The sequence below is a fragment of the Bradyrhizobium sp. Ses1 genome, from assembly GCF_059512365.1.
Genome location: NZ_JCAMOQ010000001.1, coordinates 190,301 through 206,835, shown reverse-complemented (window position 1 = coordinate 206,835; position 16,535 = coordinate 190,301). Strand labels below are relative to the sequence as shown.

At 64.1% G+C, this 16,535-nt stretch carries 16 protein-coding genes; 7 read left to right on the top strand and 9 right to left on the bottom strand.

What is annotated here, in order from left to right; translation table 11 throughout:
* Positions 1 to 102 precede the first annotated feature (102 nt).
* Positions 103 to 3,612, top strand: coding sequence for a hybrid sensor histidine kinase/response regulator (locus AC5ZG5_RS00960; RefSeq protein WP_130230467.1), 3,510 nt, complete (start codon positions 103 to 105; stop codon positions 3,610 to 3,612).
* Between the two features lie 12 nt (positions 3,613 to 3,624).
* Here AC5ZG5_RS00960 and AC5ZG5_RS00955 read toward each other — a convergent pair whose 3' ends face one another.
* Together AC5ZG5_RS00955 and AC5ZG5_RS00950 are read right to left on the bottom strand one after the other, a co-directional pair.
* Positions 3,625 to 4,353 (bottom strand): class I SAM-dependent methyltransferase, encoded by a 729-nt coding sequence (locus tag AC5ZG5_RS00955; protein ID WP_456640740.1) that lies wholly within the window; start codon positions 4,351 to 4,353, stop codon positions 3,625 to 3,627.
* A gap of 130 nt (positions 4,354 to 4,483) precedes the next feature.
* Complete coding sequence (locus AC5ZG5_RS00950) at positions 4,484 to 5,158, bottom strand: response regulator (protein WP_028164398.1); 675 nt, start codon at positions 5,156 to 5,158, stop codon at positions 4,484 to 4,486.
* 349 nt (positions 5,159 to 5,507) lie between these two features.
* Between AC5ZG5_RS00950 and AC5ZG5_RS00945 the strand changes: the two genes are divergently transcribed.
* Positions 5,508 to 7,133 carry an MFS transporter gene (locus AC5ZG5_RS00945; protein ID WP_456641008.1) on the top strand — a complete coding sequence of 542 codons (1,626 nt, stop codon included), beginning with the start codon at positions 5,508 to 5,510 and terminating at the stop codon, positions 7,131 to 7,133.
* 238 nt (positions 7,134 to 7,371) lie between these two features.
* On the opposite strand, the gene AC5ZG5_RS00940 is transcribed toward AC5ZG5_RS00945, so the two are convergent.
* From AC5ZG5_RS00940 to AC5ZG5_RS00930, 3 genes are all read right to left on the bottom strand, one after another.
* Positions 7,372 to 7,836: a secondary thiamine-phosphate synthase enzyme YjbQ gene (locus AC5ZG5_RS00940; RefSeq protein WP_456640739.1), complete on the bottom strand. Its 465-nt coding sequence runs from the start codon at positions 7,834 to 7,836 to the stop codon at positions 7,372 to 7,374.
* Between the two features lie 115 nt (positions 7,837 to 7,951).
* Positions 7,952 to 8,470, bottom strand: coding sequence for a hypothetical protein (locus tag AC5ZG5_RS00935; RefSeq protein WP_456640738.1), 519 nt, complete (start codon positions 8,468 to 8,470; stop codon positions 7,952 to 7,954).
* 36 nt (positions 8,471 to 8,506) lie between these two features.
* Positions 8,507 to 9,130 carry a 2-hydroxychromene-2-carboxylate isomerase gene (locus AC5ZG5_RS00930; protein WP_456640737.1) on the bottom strand — a complete coding sequence of 208 codons (624 nt, stop codon included), beginning with the start codon at positions 9,128 to 9,130 and terminating at the stop codon, positions 8,507 to 8,509.
* A 272-nt stretch (positions 9,131 to 9,402) separates the two neighbouring features.
* On the opposite strand from AC5ZG5_RS00930, the gene AC5ZG5_RS00925 reads away from it, so the two are divergent.
* The 5 genes from AC5ZG5_RS00925 (at position 9,403) to AC5ZG5_RS00905 (ending at position 11,990) form a co-directional block, all read left to right on the top strand.
* Complete coding sequence (locus AC5ZG5_RS00925) at positions 9,403 to 9,774, top strand: AtpZ/AtpI family protein (protein WP_027581444.1); 372 nt, start codon at positions 9,403 to 9,405, stop codon at positions 9,772 to 9,774.
* A 71-nt stretch (positions 9,775 to 9,845) separates the two neighbouring features.
* Positions 9,846 to 10,595: a F0F1 ATP synthase subunit A gene (locus AC5ZG5_RS00920; RefSeq protein WP_028164393.1), complete on the top strand. Its 750-nt coding sequence runs from the start codon at positions 9,846 to 9,848 to the stop codon at positions 10,593 to 10,595.
* Between the two features lie 52 nt (positions 10,596 to 10,647).
* Complete coding sequence (locus tag AC5ZG5_RS00915; RefSeq protein WP_027537362.1) at positions 10,648 to 10,878, top strand: F0F1 ATP synthase subunit C; 231 nt, start codon at positions 10,648 to 10,650, stop codon at positions 10,876 to 10,878.
* 57 nt (positions 10,879 to 10,935) lie between these two features.
* Entirely contained in the window at positions 10,936 to 11,505 is a 570-nt protein-coding gene (locus AC5ZG5_RS00910; protein WP_130227298.1) for a F0F1 ATP synthase subunit B family protein, read from the top strand.
* On the top strand, positions 11,505 to 11,990 hold the full coding sequence (locus tag AC5ZG5_RS00905) for a F0F1 ATP synthase subunit B family protein (protein ID WP_028164391.1): 486 nt from the start codon (positions 11,505 to 11,507) through the stop codon (positions 11,988 to 11,990). Before AC5ZG5_RS00910 ends, AC5ZG5_RS00905 begins: the two co-directional genes overlap by 1 nt.
* A gap of 252 nt (positions 11,991 to 12,242) precedes the next feature.
* Here AC5ZG5_RS00905 and AC5ZG5_RS00900 read toward each other — a convergent pair whose 3' ends face one another.
* The 4 genes from AC5ZG5_RS00900 to thrC all read right to left on the bottom strand — a co-directional run bounded on the left by AC5ZG5_RS00900 (position 12,243) and on the right by thrC (position 16,440).
* Positions 12,243 to 12,908 (bottom strand): hypothetical protein, encoded by a 666-nt coding sequence (locus AC5ZG5_RS00900; RefSeq protein WP_130227296.1) that lies wholly within the window; start codon positions 12,906 to 12,908, stop codon positions 12,243 to 12,245.
* An 87-nt stretch (positions 12,909 to 12,995) separates the two neighbouring features.
* Complete coding sequence (locus AC5ZG5_RS00895) at positions 12,996 to 13,583, bottom strand: GNAT family N-acetyltransferase (protein WP_028167927.1); 588 nt, start codon at positions 13,581 to 13,583, stop codon at positions 12,996 to 12,998.
* Between the two features lie 152 nt (positions 13,584 to 13,735).
* Positions 13,736 to 15,025 (bottom strand): M16 family metallopeptidase, encoded by a 1,290-nt coding sequence (locus AC5ZG5_RS00890; RefSeq protein ID WP_456640736.1) that lies wholly within the window; start codon positions 15,023 to 15,025, stop codon positions 13,736 to 13,738.
* On the bottom strand, positions 15,022 to 16,440 hold the full coding sequence (gene thrC, locus AC5ZG5_RS00885) for a threonine synthase (protein WP_165435315.1): 1,419 nt from the start codon (positions 16,438 to 16,440) through the stop codon (positions 15,022 to 15,024). Before thrC ends, AC5ZG5_RS00890 begins: the two co-directional genes overlap by 4 nt.
* Positions 16,441 to 16,535 lie beyond the last annotated feature (95 nt).

Here is a 16,535-nt window from a genome sequence, read left to right as displayed (position 1 = left end):
TCCGGGATCGGAACGGCGGCGCACGGTGCGCCATCCGCCTGATCCCGCTATACTCTCTCCCGTCACGGCCCGCTCTGAGGCCGGGAAGGGAGATCAGCAGCGATGCTGCACGACTGGGGCGTCATCGCCGCCGCGTTCGGCTATATCGGGTTCCTGTTCTTTGTCGCCAGCCGCGGCGATCGTTCGCTGCCGACGAAGCGCGGTCGCGCGGGCATGGTGATCTACCCGCTGTCGCTCGCGATCTACTGCACCTCCTGGACCTTCTTCGGCTCGGTCGGATTTGCGACCCGCACCAGCGTCGACTTCCTGGCGATCTATGTCGGGCCGGTCCTCATGATCGGCTTGTGTACGCCGCTGCTCCGCCGCGTGATCGGGCTTGCCAAGTCGCAGAACATCACGTCGATCGCCGACTTCATCGCCGCGCGCTACGGCAAGAGCCAGGCGGTGGCCGCCACCGTGGCTTTGATCGCGATCATCGGCTCGGTGCCCTATATCGCGCTCCAGCTCAAGGCGATCGCCTCCTCGCTGGAAACGATCCTGAGCGAGGACAGGGCGTTTTCCTCGGTCCCCATCCTCGGCGACATCGCGCTGGTGGTGATGCTCGCGATGGCCGTATTCGCGGTGCTGTTCGGCACCCGGCAGGCTGATGCCACCGAACATCAGCACGGCCTGATGCTGGCGGTCGCGACCGAATCCATCGTCAAGCTGGTGGCGTTCCTCGCCGCGGGCATCTTCGTCACCTTCTGGATGTTCTCACCGACCGAACTGATCGAGCGCGCGATGAAGACGCCGGAAGCGGTGCGGGCGATCGAATATGTGCCGTCGGTCGGCAATTTCCTGACCATGACGCTATTGTCGTTCTGCGCAATCATGCTTTTGCCGCGCCAGTTCCATGTCAGCGTGGTCGAGAATTCAGGCCAGGAGGAGGTCGGGCGCGCGCGCTGGCTGTTCCCGCTTTATCTCGTCGCGATCAACCTGTTCGTGATCCCGATCGCGATCGCGGGGCTCGTGACCTTCCCGTTCGGCGCCGTCGACAGCGACATGTATGTGCTGGCGCTGCCGATGGAGGCCAACGCATCGCTGCTCAGCGTCGCCGTCTTCATCGGCGGGCTGTCGGCGGGCACCGCGATGGTGATCGTGGAATGCGTGGCGCTGTCGATCATGGTCTCCAACGACATCGTGCTGCCGATGGTGCTGCAGCGAAGCCGCGAAGCGCTCGCCGGGCAGAAGGATTTCAGCGACTTCCTGCTGAGCGTGCGCCGCTTTGCGATTTTCGGCATCATGGTGATGGCCTATTTCTATTATCGCGCGCTCGGCAACACTCAGCTCGCCGCGATCGGACTGTTGTCGTTCGCGGCGATCACCCAGCTTGCGCCCGCCTTCTTCGGTGGGCTGTTGTGGCGGCGGGCGACCGCGCGCGGTGCTATGGCCGGCATGGTGGTCGGCTTTGCCGTGTGGATCTACACGCTGTTCCTGCCGAGCTTCCTGGAGAGCAGCACCACGGGGCTGATGCTGCTGCAGCACGGCCCCTTCGGCATCGAGGCGCTGCGGCCACAGGCGCTGCTCGGCACCGACCTGCCGCCGCTGCTGCATGGTGTGCTGTGGAGCCTGTCGCTGAACATCTTCACCTACCTCGTGTTCTCGCTGGCGCGCGAGCCGACCTCGATCGAACGGCTGCAGGCCGACCTGTTCGTGCCCCACACCTTCACGCCGATCGCACCGAGTTTCCGGCGCTGGCGCAGCACGGTGACGGTGCAGGACATCCAGAGCACGGTGGCGCAATATCTCGGGCCCGAGCGCGCCGGCCACGCCTTCGAGGCGTTTGCGGCCGAGCGTGGCGGCGCGCTCAACGCATCGGCGCCCGCCGGCCTCGAATTGCTGCAGCATGCCGAGCGCCTGATCGCATCCTCGATCGGCGCCGCCTCCTCGCGGCTCGTGATGTCGCTGTTGCTCCGCAAGCGCACGGTTTCGGCGAAGGCTGCGCTCAAGCTGCTCGACGATTCCCATGCGGCGCTGCATTTCAACCGCGAGATCCTGCAAACCGCGCTCAACCATGTGCGCCAGGGCATCGCGGTGTTCGACGCCAATCTGCAACTGATCTGCTCGAACCGGCAATTCGCCGAGATCCTGGCACTGCCGGCGCATCTGGTTCAACTCGGCATCCCCTTGTCGGAAATCCTCGAGTTCATGGGCGCGGTCAATCCGTCAGGCTCGGGCGACGCGCAGATCATGCTGGAGAAGCGGCTCGCCGCCTACACCACCGAGGGCGAGCCTTACCTGGAGCGGCTGCCCGACCGCCACATGGTGATCGAGGTCCGCACCAACCGGATGCCCGGCGCCGGCTTCGTCATCACCTTCTCCGACGTGACGCCGAGCTTCGAGGCGGCCGAGGCGCTGGAGCGCGCCAATGCGACGCTGGAAAAGCGCGTGCGCGACCGCACCGAGGAACTCACCCGCCTCAATTCCGAGCTGGCGCTGGCCAAGAGCGCCGCCGAAGATGCCAATATTTCCAAGACGCGATTTCTCGCCGCCGCCAGTCACGACATCCTGCAGCCCTTGAACGCGGCGCGGCTTTACGTCACGAGCATGGTGGAGCGCCAGCAGGGCGGCGAGGATTCCCGCCTGGTCGAGAACATCGACGACTCCCTGGAAGCGATCGAGGAGATTCTCGGCGCGCTGCTCGACATTTCGCGGCTCGATGCCGGCGCCATGACGCCATCGATCAGCCGCTTCAAGATCGGCGATCTCATGCGCTCGCTGGAAATCGAGTTTGCGCCGATCGCGCGCGCCAAGGGGCTGGAGCTGGCCTTCGTGCCGTCTTCGCTGGCAGTCGAGTCCGACCGTTCGCTGCTCAGGCGGCTATTGCAGAACTTCATCTCCAATGCGATCAAATATACGCCGCGCGGCCGCGTGCTGGTAGGTTGCCGCCGTCGCGGACAGTCGCTCAAGATCTGCGTCTACGACACCGGCGTCGGCATTCCCGTGCTCAAGCGCCGCGAGATCTTCAAGGAGTTCCATCGTCTCGAACAGGGCGCGCGGATCGCGCGCGGCCTGGGATTGGGGCTGTCGATCGTCGAGCGGCTGGCGCGCGTGCTCAACCACGGCATCGCGCTCGATGGCAATGCCGGTGGCGGCTCGATGTTCTCCGTGACCGTGCCGATCGCGAAGGTGATCAATCATACAGGGCCCGTGACCAGCGCAACGCCGCTCGCCAAGACCCCGATCAGAGGCGCACTGATTGTCTGCATCGAGAACGACCTGGCGATCCTCGATGGCATGAGGACGCTCTTGACGGCCTGGGGCGCCGAGGTGATCGCGGTCGCCGATCCCGAAAGCGCGATCGGCGCGATCGAGGCCGCGGGCGGGCGCGTCACCGGCCTCCTGGTCGACTATCATCTCGACCGCGGCAACGGCGTCGCCGCGATCCGCGACATCCGCCGCCGCTTCGGCGAGGGCCTGCCCGCGATCCTCATCACCGCCGACCGCAGCCCCAATGTCCGCGCCGCCGCACGCGAGGAGAACATCGCGGTGCTCAACAAGCCGGTGAAGCCGGCGTCATTGCGGGCGCTGCTGGGGCAATGGCGCACGCAGCAGATGGTGGCGGCGGAGTAGATCTCAGCGGGCCTACCGCTGGGCTGCGACGATCAACATCATCGGCCGCTCCAGCTCCTCGGCAAGATCGCGCATTGCGGCAATCTGATCGGGTGTCGGAGCAAATTCCTCGACGTGCCGGATCTCAAATCCGACGCCGATCAGCATATTCAGTGTCGTTCCGATCCTGCGATGATACTTGATCACGCCATCCGCAAACCAGTTCGTCTTGCGTGGCCCCTCAAGCGCGTATGCATCGACTGGCCACGTCTTGCGCCCCTCCTGATCAGTGCGCCAGCCCGGCTTTCTCGAAGCCATATAGATTGGATGCTCTATGGTGAAGACGAAACGCCCGCCCGGCCGCAGCGCGTGATAGACGCTGCGCACGAGCCTCTCGAAATCCTCGATGTAGTGTAGGGCCAGCGAGCTATAGGCGAGGTCGACCGAGGACGGCGGAAACTCGACCCGTTCGAGATCGGCGATCCTGTACTCAATGCCGGCATCGTGGGTATTCAGCCTCGCGCGACCGATCATGTTCTCGGAGAGATCGAGCCCAAGCACATGTGCAGCTCCCTGCGCGCGGGCCCATCTCGCAAACCAGCCGAAGCCGCAGCCGAGATCGAGGACGCGCTTGCCGGCCAGATCGGGGAGTTGCGCGCGGACCGCCGGCCATTCTGGCGCGCCGTCAAGCCCGCGGACGGACCGCGGCAAAGTGGTGTAACCGGCAAAAAAGACAGGATCGTCGTAGATGTTTTGGGCCAACAGGCTCTCCATCGATGCCGCCGGGCAGACGCGTAGGGTGGTCAAAGCGAAGCGTGCCCACCATCAAGGATCCCGCCCGTGGTGGTGGGCACGCTTCGCTTTGCCCACCCTTCAATTCAGCGGTGGCTGATCACACCTGCGGCGTGCCCTGGCGCCATTGGCCGCCGGCGATCTTGGCGGCGGCGATCACGGCCTGGGTGCGGCTTTCGACCCCGAGTTTTTGCAGGATCGCGGATACATGCGCCTTGATGGTGGCCTCGGAGACGCCGAGCTCGTAGGCGATCTGCTTGTTGAGCAAACCCTCCGACAGCATCATCAGGACGCGCACCTGTTGCGGCGTCAGCGTCACCAGCCGGTCGCGCAGCCGCGCCATCTCGGGATCGCCGGCGGATGACAGATCGGTGTCGGCGGGAACCCAGACGTCGCCGTCCATCACCTTCATGATGGCATCGCGCAGCGTATCGACGCCGAAGCGCTTCGGGATGAAACCTGACGCGCCGAAGTCGAGCGAGCGGCGGATCGTGGTGGCATCATCGCTGGCTGATACGATCACCACCGGAATCGCCGGATATTGCGCGCGCAGATAGATCAGGCCGGAGAAGCCGCTGATCCCCGGCATGGTCAGATCGAGCAGAATCAGGTCAACGTCGGCGTCCTTCTCGAGCAAGGCGGTGAGCTCGTCGAACGAACCTGCTTCGGTGATGGCAGCCGAACTGACGACGCTCGCGACTGCCTGCCGCAGCGCATCACGGAACAGCGGATGGTCATCGGCGATGACAAGATGAGTCTGGACAGCAGCAGTCATCGGTATCTCTTGAGCGGGTCGCCGCCCCCTTTTTTCCCTTGTCCTCCGAGCGAAGGCTGCGTGCAAGCCGTAATTCTACCGTCTGTCGAAGCAGTTAATGCGCGCTTGTGCGTCGCAACACGCCGGCCGAAGTCCGGATCGGAGACCGCACGGCCGGTGTGCTCCTCGCGGCACGAAAGGTCGTGAAGAGAGCCGAAAGTCGTATTGGGGCGGCTTTTGCCGCGATGTTACCCTCTTTCCAAGCCCGTAGCTCATCCGGCCGAACGCGGCAGGCGAGTTTAGCAGCAATAATTTGGGGGGAATGATCCAGATGTCCACAATGACTGCAAGTTCGGCGCGCCGCGCCGGGATGACGAAGGATGAACGTTTCGTCATCCTTGCGTCCTCGCTCGGCACTGTGTTCGAGTGGTACGATTTCTACCTTTACGGATCGCTGGCCAGCATCATCGGCGCGCAGTTCTTCTCCGCCTATCCGCCGGCGACCCGCGACATCTTCGCCCTGCTTGCCTTCGCCGCCGGCTTCCTGGTGCGTCCGTTCGGCGCCATCGTGTTCGGCCGCGTCGGTGACATCGTCGGCCGCAAATACACATTCCTAGTGACCATCCTGATCATGGGCCTGTCGACGTTCATCGTCGGCCTGTTGCCCAACGCCGCCACCATCGGCATCGCCGCACCGATCATCCTGATCGCGTTGCGCCTGCTGCAGGGCCTTGCGCTCGGCGGCGAATATGGCGGTGCAGCAACCTATGTCGCCGAGCACTCCCCGCAGGGCAAGCGCGGCTACTACACCTCCTTCATCCAGACCACCGCCACGCTCGGCCTGTTCCTGTCGCTCCTGGTGATCCTGTTCACGCGCACAATGACCGGCGAACAGGCCTTTGCGGAATGGGGCTGGCGCATTCCGTTCCTGGTGTCGGTGTTGCTGCTCGGCATCTCCGTCTGGATCCGGCTGCGGTTGAACGAATCGCCGGTGTTCCAGCGCATGAAGGACGAGGGCAAGAGCTCCAAGGCGCCGCTGACGGAAGCCTTCGCCAACTGGTCCAATGCCAAGATCGTGCTGCTCGCCTTGTTCGGCGCCGTGATGGGACAGGGCGTCGTCTGGTACACCGGCCAGTTCTACGCACTGTTCTTCCTGCAATCGATCCTGAAGGTCGACGGCTACACCTCGAACCTTCTGATCGCCTGGTCGCTCCTGCTCGGCACCGGCTTCTTCATTGTGTTCGGCTGGCTGTCCGACAGGATCGGCCGCAAGCCGATCATCCTCGCCGGCTGCGCGATCGCAGCGCTGACTTTCATCCCGATCTTCAAGATGATCACCACCAACGCCAACCCGGCGCTGGAGAAGGCGATCGAATCCACCAAGGTCGAAGTGGTGGCCGATCCCGCGGGCTGCGGCGACCTGTTCAACCCAGTCGGCACCCGCGTCTTCACCGCGCCGTGCGACACTGCCCGTGCCTACCTCGCGCAGTCGTCGGTGAAGTACGCGACGACACCAGGCCCGGCCGGCTCCGGCGTCAAGGTCGTGGTCAATGGCAAGGAAGTGCCTTATGCCGACGCCAAGACTTCCAATCCGGCGGTGCTGGCGGCGATCCAGGCGGCGGGCTATCCGAAGACGGGTGACGCCGGCATCGTGAAGATGTCGAATCCGTTCGACATCTTCCGTCCGCAGGTCGCGGCCGTGATCGGGTTGTTGTTCATCCTGGTGATCTTCGTCACCATGGTCTACGGCCCGATCGCCGCCATGCTGGTCGAACTGTTCCCGACGCGCATCCGCTACACCTCGATGTCGCTGCCCTATCACATCGGCAACGGTTGGTTCGGCGGCCTGCTGCCCGCAACCGCGTTCGCGATCGTGGCCTCCACCGGCGACATCTATGCCGGCCTCTGGTATCCGATCATCTTCGCGGCGATCACCGCGGTGGTCGGCTTCCTGTTCCTGCCGGAGACCAAGGACGTCGATATCAGCAAGACCTGAGACGAAGCGCACTTTCCAGCGCCTGCTCGATCGGCCGCGGAGCGATCCGCGGCCGATTTTGTTTGGATCGAATTGCATCCCCGATCGATGCTGCGCTCCCTCTCCCGCTTGCGGGGGAGGGCTGGGGTGGGGGTGCCTCCGCATTGGGACTGCCGGTGGGGAGAGAACCCTCACCCGGCGCTGACGCGCCGACCTCTCCCGCAAGCGGGAGAGGTGAACCAGCCAGACCGCGTCGCCTCTACTTGATGCTGCCGATGAACTGCAGCACGACCTCGCGCCGGTGCGGTCTGGCGCGATGCTCGATCAGGTAGATCGCCTGCCAGGTGCCGAGCGCGAGTTCGCCATCCAGCACCGGAATCTGGAGTGAGGTCGACGTCAGCATGGTCTTGATATGCGCCGGCATGTCGTCGGGACCTTCGGTGTCATGGCGCCATCCGCCATTCTCCGGCGCCAGGCGGCGCAGCACGGTGAGGAGATCCTCGAGCACGGTCGGATCGGCATTCTCCTGGATGGTGAGCGATGCCGAGGTGTGGCGGATGAACAGCGTCACTTGCCCCTCCGCCCCGCGCGCCTCGCGCAGGAATTTTGCGACTTCCGAGGTGAGGTCGGTGAAGCCGACGCCCGACGTGTGTACGGTCAGTAGCGATGACACGACGGTGGTGGCACTGACGGTTGATGGAGCGCTGCGCGAGAGAGAGGTCATGAACAAAGCCGTCGTAGGAGTACGTAGGATGGGTAGAGCGAAGCGAAACCCATCAACCTTGGTCATTGTGGAGCGATGATGGGTTTCGCTTCGCTCTACCCATCCTACAAAGGAACTAAATCTTGCCCGACGTGTCGCGCTGCACACGGTTGGCCATCTCGACCAGGCGGCGCCAGGCGCGTTCGAGGAAGGACATCACGCGATCCATATCCTGATCGCTCGGCAACGGGATTTCGATCCTGCGCCCGCCCTCGGTGACCTTCGGTTCGCTTTTCTTCAGCGAATCCGATTTCGGCAGCGCCTCGTCGGTCTTGCCGGTGGCGGCCTGATCGCGCTGCGCGAGCTCGGCCTTGAGCGTCTCGTTCTCGGCCTGCAGCCGGCCGATTTCCGCGTCCATCGCGGCGCGCTCGTCGGGCACGGCATAGCAGGCCCAGCCCGTACCCGAATTATTGTTGCAGGTTGAGACCGTGCCATTCCGCGTGTCGAGCCGCAGCACGCCATCGGCGGTGGTCGACAACGCGTAGCGGCCGTTCTCGGTATCCGGCCGGGATTGAGCAAAGGCTGCGCCGCTCAGGCTCAACACTACGACCGCGAGGACGGCGGGGACTCTTGATGAAGACGTCGCGTGGCGCATCGGCGTGCTCCCGACTCAGAAAAGAATGCCGCGCCCCTATATATCCGACGTATAGGGCGGCCTGCCCGACTTCAATGCATCGGCGAGCAAATCCAACCGGTCCTGCCCCCAAAACACCTCGCCATCGAGCACATAGGCGGGCGAGCCGAATACATCGGCCGTTATCGCATCCTGACGGTTCTGCTCATAGGTGGCGCTGATCGCCTCCGAGGTGGAACGTTCCACCAGCTTGCTGCCGGGCAGGCCCGCTTCGTCGGCGAGCCGCGCCACCGTCGCGGGATCGGCGAGATCGAGCTGATCCTCCCAGACCGCGACAAAACCGCGCTTCAGGAAAGCATCGGGATCGAGCCCCAGCTCAATCGCAGCGATAACCGCGCCGTCGGCAAGGCGGGCATTGAACGGCCAGTGCGCGGGCCTCAGATGAAACTGCAATCCGCGCCGGTCCCGCCAGCGCTGCAATTCCACTATCCGATAACGTTGCCGCACCGGATGGCGCTTGAGCAGCGGCAAGCCGCCGGTCTCCGAGAACAGGTCGACCAGCACCACCGGCTTGTAGTTCACCTTGAGATCAAAGCCAGTGACGAGATCGCGGAACGGCCGGTCGCCGATATAGGCCCAGGGAGATTGAAACGAGAAGTAGTAGTCGACCTGGCGCGACATGGCGGCTCCGAGCGGGATTGGTGCGACGATGCGCCCATCCCAACAGAGCGTCCCGACCGGTGCAAGACCGCCGCGGCCTGAATGTCGGCTGTTGCGTTGCGATGACAGGTCGCAGACATCTGGAATATCTCCAAAGAAGTGCAATCGAATCAATGCGCTAACTGGTTGTTACGCAATCTTGACTTGATCGGACACGGTAAGTATGGTCCGCGCGGCTTTTGAGGGTGGCGGCGCAATTTCCATCAACCGCAGCATCGTTTAGTGTCTGCCGCATGGCGGAAAACAAAAACGACAACGCAAGTGGAAATCGCGACCAGTCGTCGTCCGACGAAGCTGCGCTTTCCGCAAGGCTCGGAAGTCTGGATCATCGGTTGTCCGAAATTCGCGACAGCCGCAAAATCAGGACTGATCAATCCGGAACTGAAAGCGGAGACGGTGCCGCCAGAGCTTCGGCGATGGCGCTCGGCTTCCGCCTTTCCTCGGAATTGGTCGCGGGCGTTGTCGTCGGGGCGGCGATTGGCTGGGGATTCGACCGTCTACTGTCGACATCGCCGTTCGGTCTCATCGTGTTCCTGCTGCTCGGCTTCACGGCCGGCGTGGTCAACGTGGTGAGGTCTGCAGGCGTGGCCTCAGGCAAGCGCTGAGTTCTGGCGGAAGTCACGACATCTGTAATTCGATTGCCGGCGGATAAGCCGGGGGACCAAGAGCCGCGCGGATGAAAATCGATCCGATCCACCAGTTCAATATCGAGCCCCTCTTCACGATCGGCCATATCGGCAATCACACGATCGCCTTCACCAATTCGACGCTCTACATGTTCGTGGCGGTGGCGTTGATCTCGGTGCTGATGCTGGCGAGCGGCCGGCAACTGGTTCCGGGGCGCCTGCAGTCGGTCGCCGAAATCTCTTACGAGTTCGTCGCCAGCACCATCCGCAGCACCGCCGGCGCGGAAGGCATGAAGTTCTTCCCGCTGATCTTCTCGTTGTTCATGTTCATCTGCGTCTCGAACCTCGTGGGCATCATCCCCTACACGTTCACGATTTCGAGCCACCTGATCGTCACCGCCGCGCTCGCGCTGCTGGTGTTCTTCACCGTCCTGATCTACGGCGTCTACAAGAACGGGCTGAAGTTCTTCAAGATTTTCGTGCCGTCCGGCGTGCCGATCTACATCCTGCCGCTGGTCATGTTCATCGAGATCCTGTCGTTCTTCCTGCGGCCGGTCTCGCACAGCGTGCGTCTGTTCGCCAACATGCTGGCCGGCCATATCGCGCTGAAGGTGTTCGCGGGTTTCGTCGCGATGCTCGGCGTCTCGCTCGGCGCCGTCGGTTGGCTCGGCGGCGTGATGCCGCTCGCCCTCACGGTCGCATTGACCGCCCTCGAATTGCTGGTCGCTTTCCTGCAAGCCTATGTGTTTGCGATCCTGACCTGCATCTACCTCAACGACGCCATTCATCCGGGACACTGAGCGGTCCGGGGAATTTCCACCCACATCTGTCTTTCTCTCCAAGGAGCAAACTATGGAACCGGCAGCAGCTAAACTTATCGGCGCGGGCATCGCGTGCATCGGCATGGGCGGTGCGGGCGTCGGCGTGGGCGTCATCTTCGGCAACTACCTTGCCGCCGCGGTGCGCAATCCGTCCGCCGCCCAGGGCCAGTTCGGCAACCTGATCTTCGGCTTCGCCGTGACCGAAGCGCTCGGCATCTTCTCGCTGCTGATCGCGCTGCTCTTGCTGTTCGTTCCGCTCTGAGCGGTACACTCTTGCGCCGCCTGCGGGCGGCGTCCGTGACAGCTACAGGAGAACTCCATGGCTGAGAGTCATGGCGAAAAATCAGGCCAGAAGGCCGGCGCCCACACCGAAGCCGATGGCGGCCACGGCGGAGGTTTCCCTCCGTTCGATTCGTCCACCTTCGCCTCGCAACTGGTGTCGCTGGCGATCGCCTTTGTCGCGCTCTACATTATCGTGTCGCGTTTCGCTCTGCCGCGTGTCGGCGGCGTGATCGAAGCGCGCCAGAACATGATCGAGGGCGATTTGGCGGACGCGCAGAAGCTCAAGGATGAGTCCGCCGCTGCGCTGAAGGCCTATGAGAACGACCTGGCGGCCGCGCGCTCCCGCGCTCAGGCCATCAGCAACGAGACCCGCGAGAAGCTGAACGCGGCCTCCGAAGCCGAACGCAAGGTGCTGGAGGACAAGCTTACGGCCAAGCTCCACGACGCCGAGAAAACCATCGCGGCGACACGGGCGACGGCGATGAGCAATGTCCGCGGCATTGCGGCGGATGCGGCGACCGCGATCGTGCAGCGGCTGACCGGCGCGGCGCCGGATGGCGCTGCGGTGAACAGCGCTGTCGACGCCTCGCTGAAGGGACAAGCCTGATGTTGACCGAGCCGGAAACCTGGGTTGCGATCGCCTTCGTCATCCTGATGGTGGTGTTTGCCTATCTTGGCATCCATCGCACGGTGCTGAAGGCGCTGGACAACCGCAGCGAACGCATCAAGGCCGAACTCGATGACGCTCGCCGTCTGAAGGAAGAGGCCGCAAAGCTGCTCGCCGAATACAAGGCCAAGCGCACGACTGCCGAGCGCGAGGCGGAGGAAATCGTCGCGAGCGCCAAGGCGGACGCCGAACGCATCGCGGCTGAAACCAAGACGAAGATGGAAGATTTTGTCGCGCGGCGGACCAAGACCGCCGAGAACAAGATCGCGCTCGCCGAAGCCCAGGCTCTGGCGGATGTCCGTGCTGCTGCGGCGGATGCCGCGGTGACGGCGGCGTCCACCATCCTGTCGCAGTCGGTCAAGGGCCCCATTGCCGACGACCTCCTCGCCAAGGGGATCGCCGAGGTTCGTTCCAAGCTGAACTGAGCGGCTTCAACGCCAATCAAAAAGCCGGCGCGAGATGATCGCGCCGGCTTTTTTTGTTGTCTTGCTCGTTTGTTGTGCCGCGCTCTCGTCATCGCCCGCCACCGGGTCGGCCGAAGGGCCGCCCGATGACAGGCTCCGGCGGGCGATCCAGTACTCCGCGGCGTCTCGACCAAGCTACGAACGCTGTCGTGTACTGGATACGCCGCCTTCGCGGGGTATACGGGCTCCGCGTGCCGGCCGCGCAACCTTCCGCTACTTCTTCCGCGCCGCCTTCGGCTTTGGCTCGGGCTTCAGGGCCTGCGGGTCGAAGCCGATGTAGAAGATGTAGTTCTCGGCAACGTCGGCTGACGGCGCCGGAAAGGTCAGATCCTCAGCCACCAGCGTAAAGGGCTCGCTGCCGCTTTCGCCCATCGTCACTGTGGTCTGATAGGCCTTGGTCGCGATCGTCTTTTCCGAGACGCCGCCCTGCACCACGGCGACGCGCAGCGGCACCTGAACGGTCGGCGGGGCGCCGGCAGGACCGACGATGATCCGGCCCTGGATGCCGATCCGCGCCGTGATGTCGCCGCCATTGAGCGCGCATTCGCGGGCGGTGCGGGTGATCGTCGCCTGGAACCTGAGGTCGCTGCCGACCGGTTCCTTGCCGGGCGCCCCCACCGCGTAAGTCGAGGCACCGGAACGGATCGCCACCGGCGGACAGAGGACGTCCGATTCGTTGCTCTGGCTCCCGGCGGGCGCCGGCGGCTTCTCAGCCGGCTGCTCCTCGGACTTGCCGCCGCCGAACAGGCTCTTGAAGCGATCGGTCAATGACTGTGCCGCCGCCGGCGCGGCCAGGGTGCCGCAACCAAGCGCAGTCGCCACCACAGAGGCGATCGCGGCCCTGATCACACGATGTCTTGCCATGAGAATCCCTGCCATCCCATTTCCCGCGGCGTTATAGCAGCGCAATGGCGGCGAACCCAAGGCGCTAACAAAGGCGCGACCGAGGCGCCAGGAACCCGAGGGCTAGCCCCGGAAATCCTCATGCAAGAGGCCAAACAGCAGGTGATCCTGCCAGATGCCGTTGATGCAGAGATAGCGCCGCGCCAGGCCCTCGCGGGTGAAGCCGCATTTCTCCAGCACGCGGATCGAGGGCGCGTTGGAGGGGATGCAGGCGGCCTCGATCCGGTGCAGATTGAGCTCGCCGAACAGCGAAGGCAACAGCACCCGCAGCGCCGTGGTCATGTAGCCGCGATGCGCATAGGGCTCGCCGACCCAATAGCCGATGGTGCCGGCCTGCACGATGCCGCGGCGGACATTGGCGAGCGTGATGCCGCCGACCATCACGCCGTCCACTTCGCGGAAGATGATGAAGGGATAGGAGCGGTCGGCGGCGATATCCTCGGCGTAGCGGCGCAGGCGGCGGCGGAAGCCGGAACGGGTCAAATCATCGGACGGCCAGATCGGCTCCCAAGGCGTGAGATAGGCGCGGCTCGATTCGCGTAGCTGCGCCCATTGCGGAAAGTCAGCCATTTGCGGCGCGCGTAGCAGCAGGCCATGACCGCGCGGCATCAGTGCAGCCGGTCCGCTGGATGGCAAACGAAACAGGGCCATGCCCTTGAACTCCCCTGCCCGCTAGCGGGCTGCCGGTCTATCTTTTAGGGCATGATCTTTTCGGAAAACCGGTCTCCACTTTTCCGGATCATGCCCTTCCGTTTGGGCATGATCTCTTCGGAAAACCGGAGACCACTTTTCCGGATCATGCCCTAGTGCAGGAGCGTCTTCGCCTTCGACTGGGTTAATCCTTCCGCAAAAGCCACCGCGGTGTCCAGACCTCTACCGCTGCCGAGCGCCACCACCGCCGGCCGGCTGCGCGCGAGCAGCGCACGGGCGGCATTGCGGGTCGATTCGACACTCACCGAATCGATCCGGCTGACCAGTTCGTCCACCGTCAGCGGCCTGCCATAGGCTAGCACATGGCGTGCCAGTTGCTCGGCGCGGGAGGAACAGCTCTCCAGCGCCATCAGCAGCCCCGCCTTCATCTGCGCCTTGGCGCGCGCGATCTCGGCCTCGGTCAGAGTCTCCACGGCCTCGTTCATCACGTCCACGATCACCTCCATCATTTCCGGCGCATCCGACGGGTCGGTGCCGGTGTAGAGGCCGAAGAAGCCGGTGTCGCTATAGGGGGCATGGAAGGTGTAGATCGAGTAGCACAGTCCTCGCTTCTCCCGCACCTCCTGGAACAGCCGCGACGACATCCCGCCGCCGAGCGTGTTGGTGAACACCTGCAGCGAGAACAGCGACAGGTCGGTCTGCGGCACGCCTTCCAGCGCCAGCGTCAGATGCGCCTGTTCGAGGTCGCGGTGCACGACGCGGGAACCGCCCTTGCCGAACATCGCCGCCTGCGGCTTCGGCGCGGGCGCCGCGTCGAAATTTGCGAACTTCTGCGTTGCCTCTTCGACGATCCGCTTGTGGTCCACCGCGCCGGCAGCGGAGATCACCATATCGGGCCCGCGGTAATGCGTTGCGAGGTAGCTGCGCAGCATGTCGCGGTCGAACCCCTTCAGCGTCTTGGCGGTGCCGAGCAGGGAGCGGCCCATCGGCTGGTCGGGGTAGCAGAGCTCGTTCAGGTGCTCGAACACGACGTCGTCGGGCGTATCCTGCGCCGCACCGATCTCCTGCACGATGACGCTCTTCTCGCGCTCAAGCTCATCCGGCACGAAAGAGGGATTGGCGAGGATGTCGGCGAGCACGTCGAGCGCCAGCGGCACGTCCGCCTTCATCACGCGCGCGTAATAGGCCGTCGTCTCGGTCGAGGTGCCGGCGTTGAGATCGCCGCCCACGGCCTCGATCTCCTCGACGATCTCGCGGGAGGAGCGGCGCGTCGTGCCCTTGAACGCCATGTGTTCGAGCAAATGGGAGATCCCGTGCTCGTTCGGCTTCTCGTCGCGTCCGCCGACGCCGGCCCACACGCCGAGCGCGGCCGTCTCCAGATGCGGCATGGTGTCGGTGACCACGGTCAATCCGGACGGCAGCTTGGTGATCTCAACGCTCATCCGGTTACTCCCTGCTTGGCGGCGCGGCTCACCGACAATACGAACTTTTCGACTTCCGCCTGATCGCTTTTCATCACCTTGAGGTGTTCGGGTTTGGTCATCAATCCGTCGAGCCAGGCCGGCAATTGCGGTCGCACCCCGCAGGCGGCCTCGACCGCATCGGGGAACTTGGCCGCATGCGCGGTCGACAGCACGATATTTGGAATCCTCGAATCGGCGCTATCGCGGTCGGCAACCGCCAGCGCCACCGCGGTGTGGGGATCGACCAGATCCCCGGCCTCGCGCCAGGCGGCACGGATCGCGGCCGCAGTCTCGGTCTCGTCCGCCTTGCCTGCGTCGAACTCCTCGCGGATCGCAGCTAACATCGCAGCCGGCAACACGAAGCGGCCGGACTGCTTCAGCGAATCCATCAGCCGCCGCACACTGTCAGCGTCGCGCCGGCTTGCCTCGAACAACAGCCGCTCGAAATTCGAGGACACCTGGATGTCCATCGACGGCGAGGTCGTGGCGTGAACCTCGCGGACCTCGTAGATGCCCGTCTTCAGCGTGCGCGGCAGGATGTCGTTGACGTTGGCCGCGATCCGCAAGGATCGGATCGGCAAGCCCATGCGCTTGGCGACATAGCCCGCAAAGATGTCGCCGAAATTCCCGGTCGGCACGGTGAAGTCCACCGTCCGCTCCGGCGCGCCGAGCGCGACCGCCGAGGTGAAATAGTAAACCACCTGCGCCACGACCCGCGCCCAGTTGATCGAGTTCACGCCCGACAGCGACACCGCATCGCGGAAGTCGTGATGGTTGAACAGCCCCTTCACGATCGCCTGGCAATCGTCGAAGGTGCCTTCGATCGCCAGCGCATGGATGTTGGCGGCGCCGGTCGTCGTCATCATCCGCCGCTGCACCTCGGAGATGCGCCCTTGCGGGAACAACACGACGAGGTCGACATTTTCGAGATTGGCAAAGGCCTCGACCGCGGCGCCGCCGGTATCGCCTGATGTCGCGACCACGATCGTGGTGCGCTGTGAACGTTTCGCCAGCACGTGATCCATCAGCCGCGAGATCAACTGCATCGCGACGTCCTTGAACGCCAGCGTCGGGCCGTGGAACAGCTCCAGCAGGAATTGATTCGGGCCGATCTGGTCGAGCGGCACGACGGCGGGATGGCGGAACGTCGCGTAGGCTTCGTTCGCCATGCGACCGAGATCGGGATCGGAAATCTCGCCGCCCGCGAACGGCCTGATGACGTCGACCGCGACTTCCCAATAGGGCCGTCCGAAGAAGCCGGCGATGGTTTCGCGCGACAGGACCGGCCAGCTTTCGGGCACGTACAGGCCGCCGTCGCGGGCAAGCCCGGTCAGCATCACATCACAGAAACCAAGAACCGGGGCCTCTCCCCGGGTCGAAACATACCGCGTCAAACCGCCCTCCAAAGGCTCAAGCCTTTACCTTAAGCCCTTGATATCATGGAATTTATCGAGTTCTCGCTGCGCGGACCCGAAGCGCCACCATAAAG